Source organism: Blastococcus mobilis (genome assembly GCF_900188025.1).
Classification (GTDB): Bacteria; Actinomycetota; Actinomycetes; order Mycobacteriales; family Geodermatophilaceae; genus Blastococcus_B; species Blastococcus_B mobilis.
The window spans coordinates 51,095-68,979 of sequence record NZ_FZNO01000017.1; the positions used below are offsets into that span (position 1 = coordinate 51,095).

General features: G+C 72.3%; 16 protein-coding genes. All 16 read left to right on the plus strand.

Annotated elements, in window-relative coordinates; translation table 11 throughout:
- Positions 1–31 precede the first annotated feature (31 nt).
- The 16 genes from CHB94_RS15385 to CHB94_RS15460 all read left to right on the plus strand — a co-directional run bounded on the left by CHB94_RS15385 (position 32) and on the right by CHB94_RS15460 (position 17,849).
- Entirely contained in the window at positions 32–982 is a 951-nt protein-coding gene (locus CHB94_RS15385; protein WP_089337447.1) for an ABC transporter permease, read from the plus strand.
- A complete protein-coding gene (locus tag CHB94_RS15390; protein ID WP_089337448.1) occupies positions 979–1,893 on the plus strand; it encodes an ABC transporter permease in 915 nt (304 codons plus the stop codon). The genes CHB94_RS15385 and CHB94_RS15390 overlap by 4 nt, the downstream gene beginning before the upstream one ends.
- Before the next feature lie 17 nt (positions 1,894–1,910).
- The gene (locus CHB94_RS15395; RefSeq protein WP_089337449.1) at positions 1,911–2,960 is read left to right on the plus strand and encodes an ABC transporter ATP-binding protein; all 1,050 of its coding nucleotides are present in this window, start codon (positions 1,911–1,913) and stop codon (positions 2,958–2,960) included.
- Positions 2,957–4,009, plus strand: a complete 1,053-nt coding sequence (locus tag CHB94_RS15400; RefSeq protein WP_176445587.1) for an ABC transporter ATP-binding protein — start codon at positions 2,957–2,959, stop codon at positions 4,007–4,009. Before CHB94_RS15395 ends, CHB94_RS15400 begins: the two co-directional genes overlap by 4 nt.
- Before the next feature lie 76 nt (positions 4,010–4,085).
- On the plus strand, positions 4,086–4,844 hold the full coding sequence (locus CHB94_RS15405; RefSeq protein WP_089337451.1) for an SDR family NAD(P)-dependent oxidoreductase: 759 nt from the start codon (positions 4,086–4,088) through the stop codon (positions 4,842–4,844).
- A 40-nt stretch (positions 4,845–4,884) separates the two neighbouring features.
- Positions 4,885–5,874, plus strand: a complete 990-nt coding sequence (locus tag CHB94_RS15410; RefSeq protein WP_089337452.1) for a zinc-binding dehydrogenase — start codon at positions 4,885–4,887, stop codon at positions 5,872–5,874.
- On the plus strand, positions 5,871–8,012 hold the full coding sequence (locus CHB94_RS15415) for an acetate--CoA ligase family protein (RefSeq protein ID WP_089337453.1): 2,142 nt from the start codon (positions 5,871–5,873) through the stop codon (positions 8,010–8,012). The genes CHB94_RS15410 and CHB94_RS15415 overlap by 4 nt, the downstream gene beginning before the upstream one ends.
- A gap of 12 nt (positions 8,013–8,024) precedes the next feature.
- Positions 8,025–9,200: an acyl-CoA dehydrogenase family protein gene (locus tag CHB94_RS15420; protein WP_089337454.1), complete on the plus strand. Its 1,176-nt coding sequence runs from the start codon at positions 8,025–8,027 to the stop codon at positions 9,198–9,200.
- Positions 9,197–10,246 (plus strand): acyl-CoA dehydrogenase family protein, encoded by a 1,050-nt coding sequence (locus CHB94_RS15425; protein ID WP_089337455.1) that lies wholly within the window; start codon positions 9,197–9,199, stop codon positions 10,244–10,246. The genes CHB94_RS15420 and CHB94_RS15425 overlap by 4 nt, the downstream gene beginning before the upstream one ends.
- A 33-nt stretch (positions 10,247–10,279) precedes the next feature.
- Positions 10,280–11,071 (plus strand): enoyl-CoA hydratase/isomerase family protein, encoded by a 792-nt coding sequence (locus tag CHB94_RS15430; RefSeq protein WP_089337456.1) that lies wholly within the window; start codon positions 10,280–10,282, stop codon positions 11,069–11,071.
- Positions 11,072–11,160: 89 nt separating this feature from the next.
- Complete coding sequence (locus CHB94_RS15435; RefSeq protein WP_089337457.1) at positions 11,161–12,006, plus strand: enoyl-CoA hydratase-related protein; 846 nt, start codon at positions 11,161–11,163, stop codon at positions 12,004–12,006.
- Complete coding sequence (locus CHB94_RS15440; RefSeq protein ID WP_089337458.1) at positions 12,003–12,776, plus strand: SDR family NAD(P)-dependent oxidoreductase; 774 nt, start codon at positions 12,003–12,005, stop codon at positions 12,774–12,776. The genes CHB94_RS15435 and CHB94_RS15440 overlap by 4 nt, the downstream gene beginning before the upstream one ends.
- A 52-nt stretch (positions 12,777–12,828) precedes the next feature.
- On the plus strand, positions 12,829–13,827 hold the full coding sequence (locus CHB94_RS15445; protein WP_089337459.1) for an alcohol dehydrogenase catalytic domain-containing protein: 999 nt from the start codon (positions 12,829–12,831) through the stop codon (positions 13,825–13,827).
- On the plus strand, positions 13,820–14,839 hold the full coding sequence (locus CHB94_RS15450) for an MBL fold metallo-hydrolase (protein ID WP_089337460.1): 1,020 nt from the start codon (positions 13,820–13,822) through the stop codon (positions 14,837–14,839). Before CHB94_RS15445 ends, CHB94_RS15450 begins: the two co-directional genes overlap by 8 nt.
- Before the next feature lie 56 nt (positions 14,840–14,895).
- Positions 14,896–16,137, plus strand: coding sequence for an MFS transporter (locus tag CHB94_RS15455; RefSeq protein ID WP_176445588.1), 1,242 nt, complete (start codon positions 14,896–14,898; stop codon positions 16,135–16,137).
- Entirely contained in the window at positions 16,137–17,849 is a 1,713-nt protein-coding gene (locus tag CHB94_RS15460; RefSeq protein ID WP_089337462.1) for a thiamine pyrophosphate-binding protein, read from the plus strand. The genes CHB94_RS15455 and CHB94_RS15460 overlap by 1 nt, the downstream gene beginning before the upstream one ends.
- The last annotated feature ends 36 nt before the right edge of the window (positions 17,850–17,885 follow it).

Genomic DNA, 17,885 nt, shown 5'->3' on the forward strand with positions numbered 1-17,885 from the left:
AATCCGTTCCCGGACCTCCTGAGGAGGACACGTGGGCTTCTTGCGCTTCGTTGCAAAACGGGTTCTCTACACGCTGCCGGTGCTCGCCATCGTCGCGCTGCTGACTTTCCTGATGCTGGAACTGACGCCCGGTGACCCAGCGGTGGTCGTCGCAGGCGCCGATGCCTCGCCCGAGGCCATCGCCGCCGCCCGGGAGTCCCTCGGCCTGGACCAGCCCCTGCCTCAGCGGTTCGCCGACTACGTCGGCAACGTGGTCACTGGAGACCTGGGGGAGTCTTTCACCAGCGGCGTGCCGGTGCTGGAGACGATCGTCTCGCGGTTGCCCGTCTCGATGTCCCTGACCCTGGGGGCTCTGGTCATCGGCCTGGTCATCGCCATCCCCGCCGGCATCTTTGCGGCGGTGAAGTCGGGCAGCTGGCTCGACCGGTTCACCATCTTCAACACCTCTGTGGGCATGGCCTCGCCGGAGTTCTTCGTCGGGCTCATCCTGATCCTGGTCTTCTCGCTGACGCTGGGCTGGTTCCCGGCGACGGGCTACGTGCCGTTCGCCGACGACCCCGTCGAGTGGGCGAACCGGCTGGTCCTCCCCGCGCTCACCCTCGGCGTCGGGGTCGCGGCCGAGGTCACCAGGCACGTCCGGGCCTCGATGCGGGACGTCCTCCAGCGGGACTACATCCAGACGGCCCGCGCGAAGGGCCTGTCGACGGCGTCGGTCATCGGCAAGCACGGCCTGAAGAACGCCGCGCTGCCGGTCGTGACCGTGCTGGGACTGCAGGTGCGCCGGCTGCTGGCCGGCACGGTCATCGTCGAACAGATCTTCGCGATGAACGGAATCGGCACGCTCGCCGTGCGTGCCGTCTTCCACCGCGATCTGCCCATGCTCCTGGGCATCGCGCTCGTGACGGCCGTGATCGTCCTGGTGGTCAACCTGCTCGTCGACCTCTCCTACGGCTACCTCGACCCGAAGGTGCGCGCAGCATGACCTCACGCCCCGAGCTGCAGGCCGAGGTCCTCCAGCCGACCGGAACCCTCCCGGACGAGGTGGAGGCGCCGGCGAACGCGAGCACCTTCCTCCGCCGGTTCCGGCGCAACAAGGTCGGCGTCATCGCCCTGGGCGTCCTGGTGTTCCTGATCCTCGTCGCGGTGTTCGCGCCGTGGATCTCGCCGCACGAGCCCAACCAGGGCGAACTGTCGCGAGCGCTGGAGGGCCCGAGCGGGGAGTACTGGTTCGGGACCGACGACCTGGGGCGCGACGTCCTGAGCCGGCTCATCCACGCCAGTCGGGTGTCGCTCCTCGCGGCCGCGCTGGCTACCGGCGTCGCGCTGCTGATCGGACTTCCGCTCGGCCTGATCAGCGGCTACTTCGGCGGCTGGATCGACAACGTGATCATGCGGTTCAACGACGCGTTGATGAGCTTCCCGGCCCTGATCCTCGCCGTCGTGATCGTAGGTCTGCTCGGCCCGAGCCTGACCAACGCGATGTTGGCGATCGGCATCGTCTATGCCCCACGGATCATGCGGGTGGTCCGCGGCAGCGCCCTCTCGGTGCGCGAGGAGGTCTACGTCCTCAGCGCCAAGGCGACCGGCTGCGGAGCGCCCCGGATCATCGGCCGGCACGTTCTGCCGAACATCCTGTCCCCGCTGGTCGTGCAGACGACGATCATGCTCGGTCTGGCGATCCTCTCCGAGGCGGGCCTGAGCTTCCTCGGGCTCGGTGTGCAGCCCCCCACGGCGAGCTGGGGCTCGATCCTCGGCCGCGCGTTCCCGTACATGAGCCGCACCCCGACGACGGTGATCGTCGCCGGCGTGACCATCTCGGTCGCAGTTCTCGCCTTCAACCTGCTCGGCGACGCCTTCCGCGACTCCCTCGGCCGCGAGCGGCGGGACCAGTGAGGACGGAGACCACTCCCGTGACCACCGCATCCAAGCAGGCCCCCCTGCTCCAGGTCGAGGACCTCACGGTCCAGTTCCCTACCCCCGACGGGCTGATCACGGTCGTCGACCGGGTCTCGTTCACCCTCGACGCCAACCGCGTGCTCTGCATCGTCGGTGAGTCGGGCTCCGGCAAGAGCGTCACCGCGCTGTCGCTGGTCGGTCTGGTGCAGTCCCGCGGCGGACGGATCTCCGCCGGGTCGGTCCGGTTCGCCGGCGAGGAGCTCGTCGGACGGGCAGAGAAGTCGCTCAACACCGTCCGCGGGCGCGACATCGGCTTCATCTTCCAGGAGCCCATGTCCAGCCTGAACCCGGCGTTCACCGTGGGGGACCAGATCGCCGAGGTGGTGCGCCGGCACCGCAAGGCCAGCCGCCGGCATGCCTGGGCCCGGGCCGTCGAGATGCTCGACCGCGTTGGCATCGCCTCGGCCGCCCAGCGGGCGAAGGACTATCCGCACCACTTCTCCGGCGGCATGCGCCAGCGGGTGATGATCGCCCTGGCCTTGGCGTGTGACCCGAAGCTGCTCATCGCCGACGAGCCCACCACGGCGCTGGACGTGACCATCCAGGCGCGGACCCTCGAACTGCTCAAGACCCTGCAGCGCGAGCAGGACATGGGGGTCCTGTTCATCACCCACGACCTGGGGGTGGTCGCGGACATCGCCGACGACGTCGTCGTCATGTACGCGTCGCAGGTCGTGGAGCAGGCGCCGGTGCGCGAGCTGTTCCGCCGCCCCCAGCACCCGTACACCGCCGGCCTGCTCGCGGCCATGCCGCAGTCGGCCCTGGAGAACAACACGCCGCTGGTCGGCATCCCCGGCGTCGTGCCACAGCCCCATCGACTGCCGTCCGGCTGCAGGTTCCACCCCCGATGCGCGCACGCCCAGCCTGGACGCTGCACGACCGACCCGATCCAGCTGCGGCTGCTCGACAGGGGCCTCGTGCGCTGTGTCCGGGCCGAGGAGCTCCGCGACCCGTCCGCCGCGCAGGCGGAGCCGGCACCGATCGAGGGAGTGACAGCCCAGTGACGACGACATCCGAGTCACGCGTGCCCAAGCTCCGGGTCGAGGACCTCGAGGTCACCTTCGACGTGGGTCGCGGCCGGAAGCTCCACGCTGTCGACGGCGTCTCGTTCCACGTCGACGAGGGGGAGACCCTCGGCCTGGTGGGCGAGTCGGGCAGCGGCAAATCCACGACGGGCATGGCGGTGCTGCGGTTGGCCGAGCCCACCTCCGGGCGGGTCTACCTCGGTGACACCGAGGTGACCGGCCTGCGTTCCCGGCAGCTCCGCCCGCTGCGCAAGCGGATGCAGATCGTGTTCCAGGACCCGTACTCGTCCCTGGACCCGTCGATGACGATCGGGCAGCAGCTCGACGAGCCCCTGAAGGTGCACACGTCGCTGTCGAAAGCCGAGCGCCGCGCGCGCGTCGACGAGGCCCTGGACACGGTGAAGCTGAGCCGCCGCTACACCTCCCGGTACCCCAACGAGTTCTCCGGCGGTCAGCGGCAGCGCATCGCGATCGCGCGGGCGATGATACTGGACCCCGAGCTGGTCGTCTGCGACGAGCCGGTCAGCGCGCTCGACGTCTCCACGCAGAGTCAGATCGTCAACCTGCTCCTGGGCATCCAGGAGCAGTCGCGGACGTCGTTCCTGTTCATCGCCCACGACCTGGCGGTCGTCCGCCTGGTGAGCGCCCGCACCGCGGTCATGTACCTGGGGCAGCTGGTGGAGACCGGGCCGAGTGCCCGGGTCTACGACGCCCCGGCCCATCCGTACACCGCCGCGCTGAACTCGGCGATCCCGATTCCGGACCCCGACCGTCAGCGCACGCGGGACCGGATCGTCCTCGGCGGCGACCAGCCCAGTCCGCTGACGCCCCCCAGCGGGTGCCGGTTCCGCACCCGGTGCCCCTTTGCCATGGAGGTCTGCGCCGAGGAGGCGCCACCCCAGTACCCCATCGACGGCGGCGGCTACGCGGCATGCCACCTGCACACCCACGGCCCGCAGCTGCGCGGCGCGTCGGTGCTGCCGCTGATCCACGGCGACCACCTGACCACGCCCCTGGTGTCGCGATGACCGGCCACCCGGGCCTCACCCGCCCACGTACGCGAACGGCCGTCACCGACGCGGCCGCCGAACGAGAGGAAGGCGCATGACGCTCGAGGGACAGGTGGCCATCGTCACCGGAGGGGCCGGCGGGATCGGCTCCGCCATCGCCAAGGTGCTGGCCGAGGACGGCGCCCGGGTCGTGTGCGTCGACCGCAACCAGGAAGCACTCGACGAGCTCACCAGGCGCGCCCGTGAGTGGGGCGACGATGTCGCGGGGCGCATCGAGGGTGCGGTCGTGGACATCCGTGACTTCGAGGCCGTCGCCACCTGCGTCAAGTCGGTGATGAAGCAGCACGGCCGCATCGACGTCCTCGTGAACAACGCGGGCACGACCGGGCCGGCCCGCCCGATGTGGGAGACCCCGGTCGACTACTGGCACGACATGTTCCAGGTGCACGTTCACGGGACCTTCTACTTCATGCGCGAGGTCCTCCCGCACATGATCGAGCGGGGCTACGGCCGGGTCGTGAACATCGCCAGCGTCGCCGGCAAGGAGGGCAACCCGAACTCCTCGGCCTACTCCGCGGCCAAGGCCGCCGTGATCGGCCTGACCAAGTCGGGGGGCAAGGAGCTGGCCAAGACCGGCGTCCTGGTCAACGTCGTGACCCCCGGGGTCATCGAGACCCGGATCGTCGAGCAGGTCACGCCGTCCCATCACGAGTACCTGCTCTCCAAGATCCCGATGGGCCGGGCCGGCCAGCCCTCCGAGGTGGCCGAGCTCGTGCGCTTCGCGACGTCGCCGCGGGTCAGCTTCACGACCGGCTCGGTCTTCGACATCAGCGGCGGCCGGACCACCTACTGATGCCCGACCCACGGAAGCCCCGTCGTCGAGAGGTGGTCCCATGCGCGCGGTCCTGGTGAAGGAGTTCGGCGGGCCCGAGGTCCTGCGGGTCGGCACGGCCGACCTGCGGCCGATGGGGGAGGACGACGTCCACGTCCGGGTCGCCTACGCCGGCGTGAACTTCCTGGACCTGCACCACCGGTCCGGCGCCTACGAGCGGCCGCTCCCGTTCGTGCCCGGTCGGGAGGGCGCCGGGACGGTGCTCGCCTGCGGGGCCGCCGTGACCCACCTGTCGCCGGGGGACCGGGTCGCCTTCGCCATGCACGACGACGGCACCTACGGGGAGGAGGCGGTCCTCCCGGCGAGGAAGGTCGCCCGCGTCCCTGACGACGTCGACATGCGCACGGCCGCCGCCGTCATGCTCCAGGGCCTCACCGCCCTGTCCCTGGTGGCCGTCGAGGCACGGATCTCGCCCGGCCAGACCGTGCTCGTCCACTCCGCGGCGGGAGGTACCGGATCGCTGATCGTCCAGGTGGCCCGGCACGCCGGCGCCCGGGTCCTCGGGCTGGCTTCCACGGAGGAGAAGGTCGCCGCTGCGCTGCGGGCCGGGGCCTCCGCGGCCGGCACGTACCCGGAGGGCGGCTTCGCCCCGTGGGTGCGCGAGCAGACCGACGGCCGGGGGGTCGACGTGGTGTTCGACGCCGTCGGGGGACCGACCTTCGCCGGCGACCTGGACTCCCTCGCCGTCCGGGGCCGACTGATCGTGTACGGCCGGTCGGGCGGGCCTTTCCCACCGTTGGACCCTGCCCGGCTCGCGAACGGCTGTCTCAGCCTCACCTACTCGCGGCTGAGCTACTACACCGGCACGTTCGCGGACTTCCAGGAACGCGCCGCAGCACTGTTCGACCTCGTCTCCAGAGGCGCCGTGGCACCCCTCGAGCTGACCGTCATGCCGCTCGCCGAGGCTTCCGTCGCCCACGCCGCACTCGCCGCTCGGACGTCGCTGGGCAAGCACGTCCTCGACCTCGCAGAGGAATCTGCCACCCCATGAACTCCGCCTCCTACGAAGCGTTCATGCAGCCGCGCAGCGTCGCCATCATCGGAGCCTCCGACGACGGGCAGAAGACCGGCGGCCGGACCCTGCGCTACCTCGACAAGTACGGCTACGAGGGCGAGGTCCACCCGATCAACCCGCGCCGCCCCACGGTGCAGGGCAAGCAGGCCTACCCGGACCTCACCGCGGTGGGCCGCCCGGTCGACCTCGCCGTCATAGTCACCCCGGCCGAGCACTCGGTCGCCGCGCTCGAGTCGTGCGTGGCCGCAGAGGTGCCCGCCGTGATCATGATCTCCTCCGGCTTCGCGGAGCTGAACGCCGAGGGCGCGCAGCGCCAGCGGGAGCTCGAGGCCGTCCTGCGGGGGTCGTCCACCCGCGTGCTCGGCCCGAACTGCGTCGGCCTGGTCAGCGTCCGCTCCAGGCTGGCCGCCACGATCAACACGGGCATGGACCAGGACCGGTTCGACCTGCGCGACGGCGGGATCGCCTTCCTCACCCAGAGCGGCGCGATGGGCGCGTTCGTCTTCAACATGTCCCAGACCCGCCGGGTGGGCCTCGGTTCCCTGATCAGCACGGGCAACGAGATGGACATCAGCTTCCCCGAGATGATGCACGCCCTCCTGGACGACCCGAAGGTCACCGGCGTCGCCGGCTACATCGAGGGCATCCGGGACGGCGAGGCCTTCGCCGGTGCGCTGCGGCACGCCCAGGAGGTCGGCAAGCCCCTGGCGTTCCTCAAGGTGGGGCGCTCACCGCTGGGTGTCGAGGCGATCGCCTCGCACACCGGGGCCCTGGCGGGGACGGACGCGGTCTACACCGGTGTGTTCGAGCAGTACGGCGTCACCCGGATCTGGGGAGTCGAGGCGCTGGCCGACTGGGCCCAGATGGTCGACCTGGCGCGGCCGCCCGCCGGCAACCGGCTGTCGGTGACCACCACGTCGGGCGGCGGCGGGGTGCTCGTCGCCGACCACTGCACGGACCTGGGCATCAGCATGGCCACCTGGGAGGGGGAGTGGCAGCAGAAGCTGGCCGGCGCGCTGCCCGAGTACCTCTCCGCCCGGAACCCCATCGACATGGCCGGCACCGGGGGCAGCTCCGAGGCGCTGCGCGAGGTGCTTGCGCTCATGGGCGAGCACCCGGGCACGGACGTCGCCATGGTCCTCATCGGGAACCTGGACAAGGAGGAGGACCCGCTCATCGAGGTGCTCGACGAGGCCCACCGGTCCATGGACAAGCCGCTCGTCGTGGTCTGGGTCGGCGGCAGCGGCCGCCCTGTCGTGGAGCTGACCTCCCGCGGCGTCCCCGCGTACACCGATCCCGGGCGGGCGCTCCAGGCGCTGTCCGGGCTGATGGCGGCCCACCGGGCCGCCGGCCGGCCGCCGGCCGCCGCTCCGCCGGTCGACACGGGGCGCCGCGCGCAGGCCCGGGCCCTCCTGGCGGAGGCGCGGCAGGCGGGTCTCGGCGTGCTGGACGAGTTCCGGGCCAAGAAGCTGCTGGGCCTCTACGGCGTGCCGGTCGTGCAGGAAGCCGTCGCCCAGGACCCCGACCACGCCGCCGCGGAGGCGGCCTGGCTGGGCTTCCCGGTCGCGGTCAAGCTGCTCGCCGACGACGTCGCGCACAAGAGCGAGCTCGGCGGGGTGCTCCTGGGGCTCTCGTCCGCCGACGAGGTGAGCGTCGCCGCGAAGGACATGCTCGCCCGGCTGCCGCGCGAGGTGGCCGAGGGCGCCCGCCTGCTGGTGCAGCCGATGGTGGCCCCCGGCCTGGAGATGCTCCTCGGGATCAAGCGCGACGAGGCCTTCGGACCGGTGCTGGTCCTCGGGCTGGGTGGCACCTGGACGGAGGTGCTCGAGGACGTGCAGCTGCGCCTCCCGCCGGTCTCGCCCGAGGACGTGACCGACGCGCTGAGCCGGCTCCGCTCGGCCCGCCTCCTCGGCCCCTTCCGCGGAGCGCCGGCGCGCGACCAGGAAGCGGTCGTCGCAGCGGCCCAGGCCCTGGCCGAGCTCGCCCTGGAACTCGGCGACGAGATCGCCGAGCTCGACATCAACCCCCTGATCGTCGGTGCCCGGGGCGACGGGGCGTGCGCCGTCGACGCCGTCGTCATCCCGCGGGCCGCCGCCGTGCCGTCCGACCACTGAAGGAGCGCATCCATGACCACTGCGGCTCGACAGGAGACCAGGGCGCTGGCGGAGTGGCGCGCGGAGATCCGCGCCTGGCTCGAGGCCAACGTCCCGGAGGGCGGCCTGCCCGACCCGGAGTCCGGCGACATCCTCGACGCGCACCGCGCCTGGGAGCGCACGCTGTTCGAGGCGGGCTACGCGGCGCTGCACTGGCCCGTGGAGTACGGCGGCAAGGGGGCCGACCTCGACGCGAGGATCGTCTTCCAGGAGGAGTACGAGCGCGCCGGCGCGCCCCCGAGGATGAACCTGGGCGGGCTGATGCTCGCCGGCCCGACGATCATGAAGTACGGCACGCCGGAGCAGAAGGAGTTCTGGCTGCCGGCCATCCTCAGCTGCGAACACCTGTGGTGTCAGGGCTTCAGCGAGCCGGGCGCGGGCAGTGACCTGGCCAACCTCCGCACGTCCGCCGTGCTCGACGGGGACGAGCTGGTCATCAACGGTCAGAAGATCTGGACCTCCGGTGGCATGCACGCCGACTGGATGTTCGGCATGGTCCGCACGGGCGATCCGCAGTCGGGGCACCGAGGGATCACCTACGTGATGATCGACATGCGGACGCCCGGCATCGACGTCCGCCCGATCAAGCAGATCAACGGCCAGACCGGGTTCTCCGAGGTCTTCTTCACCGACGTGCGGGTCCCGGTGGCCAACGTCATGGGCGAGCTGAACGGTGGCTGGCAGGTCGCCATGGAGGCGCTCGGGCACGAGCGGGGCGCCGGACGTCGCACCTACGTCAAGTTCCTCAACGACCTCGCGCAGCTGCGCGAGTTCGTCACGTCGCTCGGGCAGGCCGACGACGTCGGCGTCCGCGAGGACCTCGGCCGGCTCCTCACGGCGGTCAGCGTGTACCGCCACCACGTGGGCCGCACGGTCGCCGACTCCATGCGGGGCCACGACGGGCCGGAGGCCAGCTACAACAAGCTGTATTGGTCCGAGATGACCGCGCAGATCCACGAGGTGGGGATGCGCGTGCTGGCCGCCCGCGCCGAGCTGCAGGACGACGAAAAGTCCCTGCCCGGCGCGAAGCAGTGGCAGGACAACTACTGGTTCTCCCGCGCCACCCGGATCTTCGCTGGGACCAACCAGATCCAGAAGAACATCATCTCCGAGCGCGTGCTCGGCCTCCCCAAGGAGCCGCGTCGATGACGTACGCCTTCACCGCCGAGCAGGAGGATCTGCGCCGGACCGCCCGCGACCTCTTCGGGCGCACCTGCACCCCCGGGGACGTCCGGGCCGCGTGGGAGCCGGACGCGGACCAGGACCGGTCCCGCTGGCGCAGGATGGCCGACCTCGGCTTCCTCGGCGCCAACGTGCCCACCGAGTTCGGGGGGTCGGGCCTCGGTGACGCCGAGCTGACCGTGCTCCTGGAGGAGGCGGGCTACGCCGCGCTCCCGGAGCCGCTGCTGGAGACGGCGGCGATCGTCGTCCCGATCCTGCGGGAGCACGGCTCGCCCGAGCAGCGCGAGACCTGGTTGCCCCGCATCGCATCGGGTGAGGTCCTGGCAACCGCCCAGCTGATGGACGCGCCCGCAGCGCCCTACGGGACGGTCGCCGACCTGGCGCTGCTCGAGCTCGACGACGGCCTCCACCTCGTGCCCGGCGACCGGCTCACCCGCGAACCGGCCCCCTCGATGGACGGCGCCCGGCACACCGCGGCGTTGCGGGGGGTCCCGGACGCCGGGACGCGACTGCCCGACGCCGCACGGGTCGACGCCCGATCGCGCGGCGCGGCCGCGGCAGCCGCCGTCCTCAACGGCGTGACCCGTCGGCTGCTGGACATGACGGTCGCCTACGCCAAGGAGCGGGAGCAGTTCGGCCGGCCGATCGGCTCCTTCCAGGCCGTCAAGCATCTCCTCGCGGAGGTCGCCCTCGAGGTGGAGACGGCGCGCCCGGCTGCCTGGTACGCCCTCACCGCGGTGGCCGAGGGGCACGCCGACGCCGGCCTGGCGAGCAGCGCGGCGAAGGCGGCGGCCAACGCAGCCGCCACGACGGCGAGCTACCACACGCTGCAGGTGCACGGCGGCATCGGCTTCACCTGGGAGCACGACTTGCACCTGTGGCTCAAGCGCGGCAAGGCGCTCGAGTTCGCGTACGGCTCCCTCCGCCACCACCACCGCGTTCTCGGCGACGCCGTCGTCACCTGCCCCGACCTCATGGCGACCTTCGGGCCGGCCCTGAGCGCCGCGTCCTGACCCGCCCCGCCCATACCCGAGCAAGGAGTTCCCATGATCGAGTCCACCGAGCAGATCGACGTCACGTACGAGGGCGACGTCGTCGTCGTCAGCATCAACCGCCCCGAGCGGCTCAACGCGATCGCGCCGGAGACCAGCGACCAGCTCCGGGAGACGCTCCTGAGGCTCGACGACGACGACGACTCCCGGGTCGCGATCCTGACCGGGGCGGGCCGCGGGTTCTGCGCCGGCGGCGACGTCAAGAGCATGACCGACCGGCACAAGCCGGGTGTGGCGCCGAAGAAGGTGTACTCGCAGGGGCGGCACCTGATGAACGCCTTCGTGTCGGTCGAGAAGCCGATCATCGCGATGGTCAACGGCCCGGCAGCCGGGCTCGGCGCCACGCTGGCGCTGTTCTGCGACATGGTCGTCATGGCCGACGAGGCGTCTATCGGCGACCGGCACGTCAACGTCGGCCTGGTCGCTGGTGACGGCGGGGCGGTGATGTGGCCGCTGCTCGTGGGCCCCCTGCTCGCCAAGGAGATGATGATCACCGGCCGGATGCTCAGCGGGCGGGAGGCCGCCGACATGGGGCTGGTCAACCGCTCCGTGCCCTTGGAGCAGCTCCGCAAGGAGACCATGGACCTCGCCCGCGAGATCGCCGCGCTGCCGCCCTACGCGGTCCGCGCGACCAAGACGTCGGTCAACCGCTACGTCGCGTGGATGACCAATCTCGTCCTCGAGCCGTCCCTGGCCTGGGAGAAGATCTCGATGATGAGCGAGGACCACCAGGAGGCCCTCGCCGCCCGCCGGGAGAAGCGCGCGGGCGTCTACACCGGCCAGTAGCCCGGCCGCCCGGGGCCGGCGCGGCGCTCCCGTTCGCCGCGCGGCGGGACCAGATCCATCCCCCTGTCACCACGTGCAAGGAGCAGTTGATGACGGCTGTCCACAGCGTCTCCGTCGCTCGCCCCGTCGACGGCGTCGCCCTGATCGAGATGGGCGAACCCGGGTCGCTCAACCTGTGGGATACCGACCTCGAGCTCGGGCTGCTCGATGCGCTCGACGAGCTCGGGGCCGACCCCGGCACGAGGGCGATCGGGCTGGTCAGCCGCGGACGGGCCTTCTGCGGTGGTGCCGACCTCTCCCGCGTGCGGGCGCTGCTGGCGGCTGACCGGCCGGCCGCGGAGGTGGCCGACGACGTTCTCGAGCGCCGGATCACGCGGGCGCTCGACACCCCCACGCCGGTCGTCGCCGGAATCCACGGGGCCTGCGTGGGGATCGGGCTGGCCCTCGCCCTCGCGTGCGACATCCGGGTGGCGGCGACCGACGCCCGCTTCCGGGCCGCGTTCCCCGAGCGCGGGCTCATCGCCGAGCACGGCACCTCGTGGCTTCTGCCGCGCATCGTGGGACTCGGTGACGCCCTCGACATGCTGCTCAGCAGCCGCACGGTGGATGCCGAGGAGGCCCACGCGATGCGGCTGGTCAGCCGGCTGGTGGAGCCGGACGACCTCCGGGCGGGGGTCCTCCAGGTGCTCACCCGCATCGCCGGGACCGTTTCCCCGCGGTCGGCGGCCGTCATCAAGGAACAGGTCTACGCCGACCAGGGCCGCCCGGTGGAGCCGGCGCTCCGCGCGGCGGCGAACGAGATGGCTGCCGCCTTCCGTGCGCCCGACGCCACCGAGGGCGTGCGCAGCTTCCTGGAGAAGCGGCCCGCGCAGTTCCCGCCGTACCCGCCGGCCACCGGGCCCGCACCCACCGTCGAGAAGGAGAACCGATCATGACCGAGGCAACGGACACCCGGCGGGTGGCCATCGTCACCGGAGGCTGCCAGGGGATCGGGCAGGGCATCGCCCTGCGCCTGGCCCAGGACGGCATGACCGTCGTGGCATGGGACCTCGAGGACGTCGTCCGCGCGAACAAGGGCCTCGAGGACCTCGCCGCCACCGGGAGCATCCACCTGATGGCCGTCGACGTCGGCTCCGCCGAGCAGGTCAGCGACGGCGTCGAACGGGTGGTCGCCGAGCACGGGTCGGTGGACGTCCTGGTCAACAACGCGGCCATCTCCCCCAAGGCCGACGGAGCCCGCGTCCCGCCGCACGAGACCAGCCTGGACGAGTGGGAGCGGGTGGTCCGGGTGAACCTGACGGGACCGTTCCTGGCCTGCCGCGCGGTCATCCCGCACATGCAGCGGCGGGGCTGGGGCCGCATCGTCAACATGTCGTCCAAGGCGGGCCGGTCCGGCGCCATGCTCGCGGGCCTGCCGTACGGGGTCACGAAGACCGGCATCAACGGACTGACCCGCACCCTCGCTCCGGCCGTGGCCCCGATGGGGATCACGATCAACTCCATCGCCCCGGGACGCATCCGGACGCCGATGGCCGCCGGCGTCTCCGACGAGGTGAACGCCCGGCTGATCGCCGCCACTCCGGTCGGACGGTTCGGCGAGCCGGAGGACATCGCCGCGCTCGTGTCCTACCTGTGCAGGGACGAGGCCGGTTTCCTGACCGGCGACACGATCGACATCAACGGTGGGGCCTACATGGCTCCCTGAGCGATTCGGCAGTCCCTCAGCTCACCGGGTCGACGACGGGTGGTTTTCGACGATGCAGGCGATCGTGTTCGAAGGTGCGGGCGGCAACGAGGTTCTCCGCGTGGTCGAGCGTGCGGTCCCGGAGCCCGGGCCGGGCGAGGTCCTCGTCCGGGTGCGGCGGGTGGGGCTCAATCCCGCCGACATCGCCCAGCGCGAGGGGCGCTACCCCCCGCCGGCCGGAGCGCCCACCGACATCGGCGGCATCGAGGTGGCCGGCACCGTGGAGCGCTGCGGCCCGGGGGTGGTGCGCTGGCGGACCGGTGACCGGGTGTTCGGCCTGGTCGACGGCGGGGGCTTCGCCGAGCGCGTCCTCGCTCTGGATCGGTGCCTGGCCCCGGTCCCGGACGAGATGGGAGACGACGAGGCGGCGGCCGCCCCGGAGGCCTTCATCACCGCGCACGACGCGCTGCGGACCGTGGGCAGGCTCCGACCAGGCGACCGGGTGCTCGTGAACGGGGCCAACGGCGCGGTCGGTGCGGCCGCGCTCCAGCTCGTGGCGGCGTTCGGCGGGTTCGCCGTGGGCACGAGCCGCTCGTCGGCGGGGCTGGAGTTCATCCGCTCGCTGGGTGCCGGCGCCGTTCCGCAGGACGACCTGCTGCACGGCGACCCCGAGCGACTCGGTCTCTTCGACCTGGTGATCGAACTCGTCGGCGGCGCGAACCTCGCCCGGTTGCCCCTCGTACTGGCGCCGCGGGGCCGGATCGTGATAGTGGGCGTCCCGGCCGGCGACGAGATGAGCCTGTCGGTCCGGTCGCTCATGCGGCTGCGGGCCTCGCTGACCGGCACCAACCTCCGGAACCGTCCTCCGGAGGAGAAGGCGCTGGCCGTCCAGGCCTTCGCCCACGAGGTGGTCCCGCTCCTCGCCGGGCGGCTGGTCGCCCACCTCGAGGCGTGCTTCCCGCACACCGAGGCCGCCGCGGCGTTCGACCACCTCGCCTCCTCGGGCAAGCGCGGGAAGGTCCTCCTCTCCTTCCCGGACGAGGGCTCCTCGGACGGCGACGGCGATGACTGAGCGCACCGTGCCCGAGCCCTGCGAGGTGGTGCCGGGGGTGTGGAGCGTGCCGCTACCGTTCCCCAACCCGCTCCGGTACACCTTGTCCTACGTGATCGAGGCCGACGCCGGCCTGGTGCTGGTCGACGCCGGCTGGGACTCCGACGAGTGCTGGGGTGCCCTCCAGGCCGGGCTGGCCACCGCCGGCGCCTCGCTCGCCGACCTGACCGGGGTGGCGATCACCCACATCCACCCCGACCACTACGGCCTGGCCGAGCGGCTGCGCCAACGGACGTCGGCCTGGATCGGCATGCATCCCCTCGAGGCGGATCGGATCCCGTGCACCGACGAGGAGATCGCGGCGGTGCTCGAGGACATGGTGAGCTGGCTGCACGCCCTCGGCGCCCCGCCGGACGAGGTGCAGGCGCTGCGTGACCACGGGCCCACGATCGCGGCGACGACGCCCCGGATCCGGCCGGACCGCCTCCTCCGGGACGGGCAGCAGGTGCCGGGCCGACCGACCATGACGGCCGTTCACACGCCGGGCCACACCGTCGGGCACCTGTGCTTCGTCGACGAAGCACGACGGATGGCCTTCACGGGAGACCACGTGCTGCCCCGCGTGACGCCGAACATCTCCCAGCGGCCGCAGCAGGGGGAGGACCCGCTCGGGCACTACCGCAGGTCGATCGCCAAGCTCCGGGGCTCCGGTGCGGTCCTCGGCCTGCCCGGTCACGAGTGGCCGATCGACGACCTGGACGCACGGATCGACGTCCTGTCCGAGCATCACCACGAGCGACTGGACCAGGTCGAGGCCGTCCTGCGCGCGGGTGCCTCGACGGTCTGGGAGGTCGCGACCACGATCTCCTGGTCCCGCCCATGGAGCGACCTGCGCGGTCTCCAGCGCCGGTCCGCACTGGGGGAGGCGCACAGCCACCTCGAGCGGCTGGTGCGCGAGGGCCGGGCGCACGTCCGGCCGGGCACTCCGGACCGGTGGTCGGCGGCCGAGCGCGTCCACGAGTCAGCGAGGTGAGCGCGTCCAGCGATCCAGAAACCCGCCACGGGCGTGCGGGGTCTCCGGGGCGAACCGTGCTCGGTTTCGCTCTGGTCACGGTGGCGACGTTCCTCATGGTCTCGGGGGTCGCCCTGCTCGCCCCTGGACTGCCGCTCCTGGGCGAGAGCCGGGGTCTCACGGTGGCGGAGTCGAGCTGGATCCTCAGCGCCTTCGCGCTCGGCCGGCTGCTCTTCTCCATCCCCGGCGGGCTGCTCGTCGATCGGCTCGGCTTCGCGCGCGCCGCGTCCGTCGGTTGCCTGCTGACGCTGGGCGGGGCGGTGACCGCCGGCCTGGGACCACCCCTGTGGGGACTGCTGGCCGCCCAGGCCGTCCAGGGCGCGGGGTCGGCCGTCCACAACACCGCCGTCCTGTCGTCGATCATCGCGGCGCTGCCCGACGGGCGGATGGCCCGATTCCTCTCGCTGCACCAGGGCGTCGTCCTCCTGGGCGTCTCGCTCTCCCCGGTGATGGGCGGCGTCGCCGTCACTGCGTGGGGGGTCAGCGGCCCCTTCTGGTTCTACGCCGGCACCACGGCCCTGTCGCTGGTGCTCTCGATCGTCGCCATCGTGGTGATGCCGGGGCTCGCCCGGCCACACGCGAGGGCCGCCCCGGTCGCGGGCGGTCGGCCGCTCGGCCGGCTGATGACCAACCGGTCGTTCGTCATCAGCCTGTGCGTGACCTTCGTGCTGTTCTGGATGGTCGCCGGGCTGCGCAACACCGCGGTTCCCGTCCTCGCCCAGGGGGAGCTCGGGTACACCGCGCTGCTCGTGGGCTTCCTCCTGGGCGCCGCCGCGGTGGCGAACGGCGTCTGCCTGTTCGTGGCCGGCCCCGCCGCCGACCGGTTCGGCCGACGGCCAGTCCTGCTCGCCGGCACCGCGGTGCTCTGCGCCGGCCTCGTGAGCCTGATCGTCGGCACCGTGCCGGCGACGTGGATCGGCGTGACCGCGCTCGGCATCGGGATGGGCCTGGCGGGCGCGGCGCTGCCGGCGATCCTGGCGGACGTTGCCGATCCCAGCATCCGGGGCGTCGCCGTCGGCATTCACCGGACCTCGTCCGGTTTGGGCCTGTTCGTCGGCCCGGTCACCGTGGGACTGCTCCTCCAGAGCATGACCACGGCGACCACGTTCGCCGTCGGCGCCGGGGCCCTCGCCCTCAGCGTCGTCGCCGTCCTCTTCGTTCGGGAGACGCTGGTCCGTCCGGCGCCCGGGACGACGTCCGCAGCCCCGACCGTCCCCCTCAACCCCCTCCCACGACACCAACGACAGGAAGTGACCTGATGCACGTCGGACAGCGCGTGGTCGATCTACTGGTGGAGGCCGGCATCCGTTCGGCCTTCGGAGTGCCGGGCGGGCAGACCTCGCCCCTCTACAACGGAATGGCCGTCCGACGGGACGCCATCCGGCACGTGCTGATGCGCGACGAGCGCAGTGCCGTCTTCGCCGCCGATGCCTACGCCCGCACCACCGGGCGGGCCGGAGCCTGCGACGCCACCGTCGGTCCGGGCGCGACCAACCTGGTCTCGGGCCTCGTCGAGGCCCGGAGCTCCTCGATCCCGCTGATCGCGATCGTCGCCGACATCCCGCGGGCGTGGGAGCACCGGCGACACCTGGGGTCGGCGTCCCAGGGGTTCGAGCAGCGGGCTTTCCTCGAGCCCTGCGTGAAGTGGTTCGGCCACGTCGGGGTTCCGGAAGCCATCGACGACGTCGTCGGCCAGGCCCTGCGGGTCGCGACGTCGAACCGGCCGGGCCCGGTGGTGGTGGAGATTCCCGACGACGTGTTCTCCGCCGACGCGGTCGAGGCACCGCTGCCGCCGGTGGATGCCCGCTACCCGAGGTTCCGCAGCGCACCTGATCCCGACGCCGTCCGCGACGCTGCCCACGTGATCGGGCGCAGCCGTCGTCCGATGCTGCTCCTGGGGGGCGGGGCGCAGATCGCCGGCGCGGGCACCGAGGCCAGGGCACTCGTGGAGCGGCTGCGGGTGCCGTTCTCGACCACGATCAGCGGCAAGGGCCTCATCGAGGAGACCCACCCCCTCGCCATGGGGATCTCCGGCTCCTTCGGCGTGCCGGTGGCCAACGACCTGCTCGCCGAGTCCGATTGCCTCATCGTGGTGGGGGCCAAGCTCGGACAGGCGGCGACCCTGGGCTGGGACCTGCCGGCCCCCGGGGCCGCCGTCGTCCACCTGGATGTCGACGCGGAGGAGATCGGGCGCAACTCCCCGGCCCTGGGCCTGCACGGGGACGCCGCGCTCGGTCTGCGGGCCCTGCTCGACGCGCTGTCGACGGCCGAGCTGTCCTTCGACTGGGACGTCGGCGACCTGACCCGGAGGGCCGCCGACTGGTGGGACGGCGAGCACGTCCTCGCCCGTCCGCGTGAGGGGGACGCCGTGAAGCCGCAGGACGTCGTCGGTCTGATCGGCGGGCGACTGGGCGAGGCCGACCTGGTCGTGACCGACGCGAGCCTGTCCTCCGGATGGATGGGCTCCGGCTGGCGGGTGGAGCAGCCGGGGCGGCGCATCCTGGCGCCGCGCGGGGTGGCCGGTCTGGGCTGGGGTCTGCCGGCCGCCGTTGGTGCCGCCTTCGGGCTGGCCGACGTCGGGAGCCAGGGCCGCGTCGTCTGCCTGGCCGGCGACGGCGGCTGGGGCTACTCCCTGACCGAGGTGGAGACCCTGGCCCGGTTCGAGATGCCGGTCGTGTCGGTGGTGCTCAACAACTCCGTGCTCGGCTGGAACAAGCACGTCGTGCAACGCCGGTACGCCGGCGACTACGTGTCCCAGGACTTCGGGGACGTCGACTACGCGGCGACGGCGCGGAGCCTCGGGGCGCACGCGGTCCGGGTCGATCGCATCGAGGACGTCGATGCCGCACTCGACGAGGCCTTCGCCGTCCAGGGCAAGCCGTCGGTCGTGGAGGTCGTGTCGTCGGAGTGGGAGACGCCGGTCATCAAACCGATGTCCGGGCAGTCGGCCCCGGCCCGCGCCTCCTACTGAGTGGCAGCCGGGCGCCGGGTTCCGGCGCCCGGCTGT

Bases quoted from the DNA above. Each gene is read 5' to 3' on its own strand.
- CHB94_RS15390 (WP_089337448.1), top strand. From the start codon at position 979: ATGACCTCACGCCCCGAGCTGCAGGCCGAGGTCCTCCAGCCGACCGGA.
- CHB94_RS15405 (WP_089337451.1), top strand. From the start codon at position 4,086: ATGACGCTCGAGGGACAGGTGGCCATCGTCACCGGAGGGGCCGGCGGG.
- CHB94_RS15410 (WP_089337452.1), top strand. From the start codon at position 4,885: ATGCGCGCGGTCCTGGTGAAGGAGTTCGGCGGGCCCGAGGTCCTGCGG.
- CHB94_RS15415 (WP_089337453.1), top strand. From the start codon at position 5,871: ATGAACTCCGCCTCCTACGAAGCGTTCATGCAGCCGCGCAGCGTCGCC.
- CHB94_RS15420 (WP_089337454.1), top strand. From the start codon at position 8,025: ATGACCACTGCGGCTCGACAGGAGACCAGGGCGCTGGCGGAGTGGCGC.
- CHB94_RS15425 (WP_089337455.1), top strand. From the start codon at position 9,197: ATGACGTACGCCTTCACCGCCGAGCAGGAGGATCTGCGCCGGACCGCC.
- CHB94_RS15430 (WP_089337456.1), top strand. From the start codon at position 10,280: ATGATCGAGTCCACCGAGCAGATCGACGTCACGTACGAGGGCGACGTC.
- CHB94_RS15435 (WP_089337457.1), top strand. From the start codon at position 11,161: ATGACGGCTGTCCACAGCGTCTCCGTCGCTCGCCCCGTCGACGGCGTC.
- CHB94_RS15440 (WP_089337458.1), top strand. From the start codon at position 12,003: ATGACCGAGGCAACGGACACCCGGCGGGTGGCCATCGTCACCGGAGGC.
- CHB94_RS15445 (WP_089337459.1), top strand. From the start codon at position 12,829: ATGCAGGCGATCGTGTTCGAAGGTGCGGGCGGCAACGAGGTTCTCCGC.
- CHB94_RS15450 (WP_089337460.1), top strand. From the start codon at position 13,820: ATGACTGAGCGCACCGTGCCCGAGCCCTGCGAGGTGGTGCCGGGGGTG.
- CHB94_RS15460 (WP_089337462.1), top strand. From the start codon at position 16,137: ATGCACGTCGGACAGCGCGTGGTCGATCTACTGGTGGAGGCCGGCATC.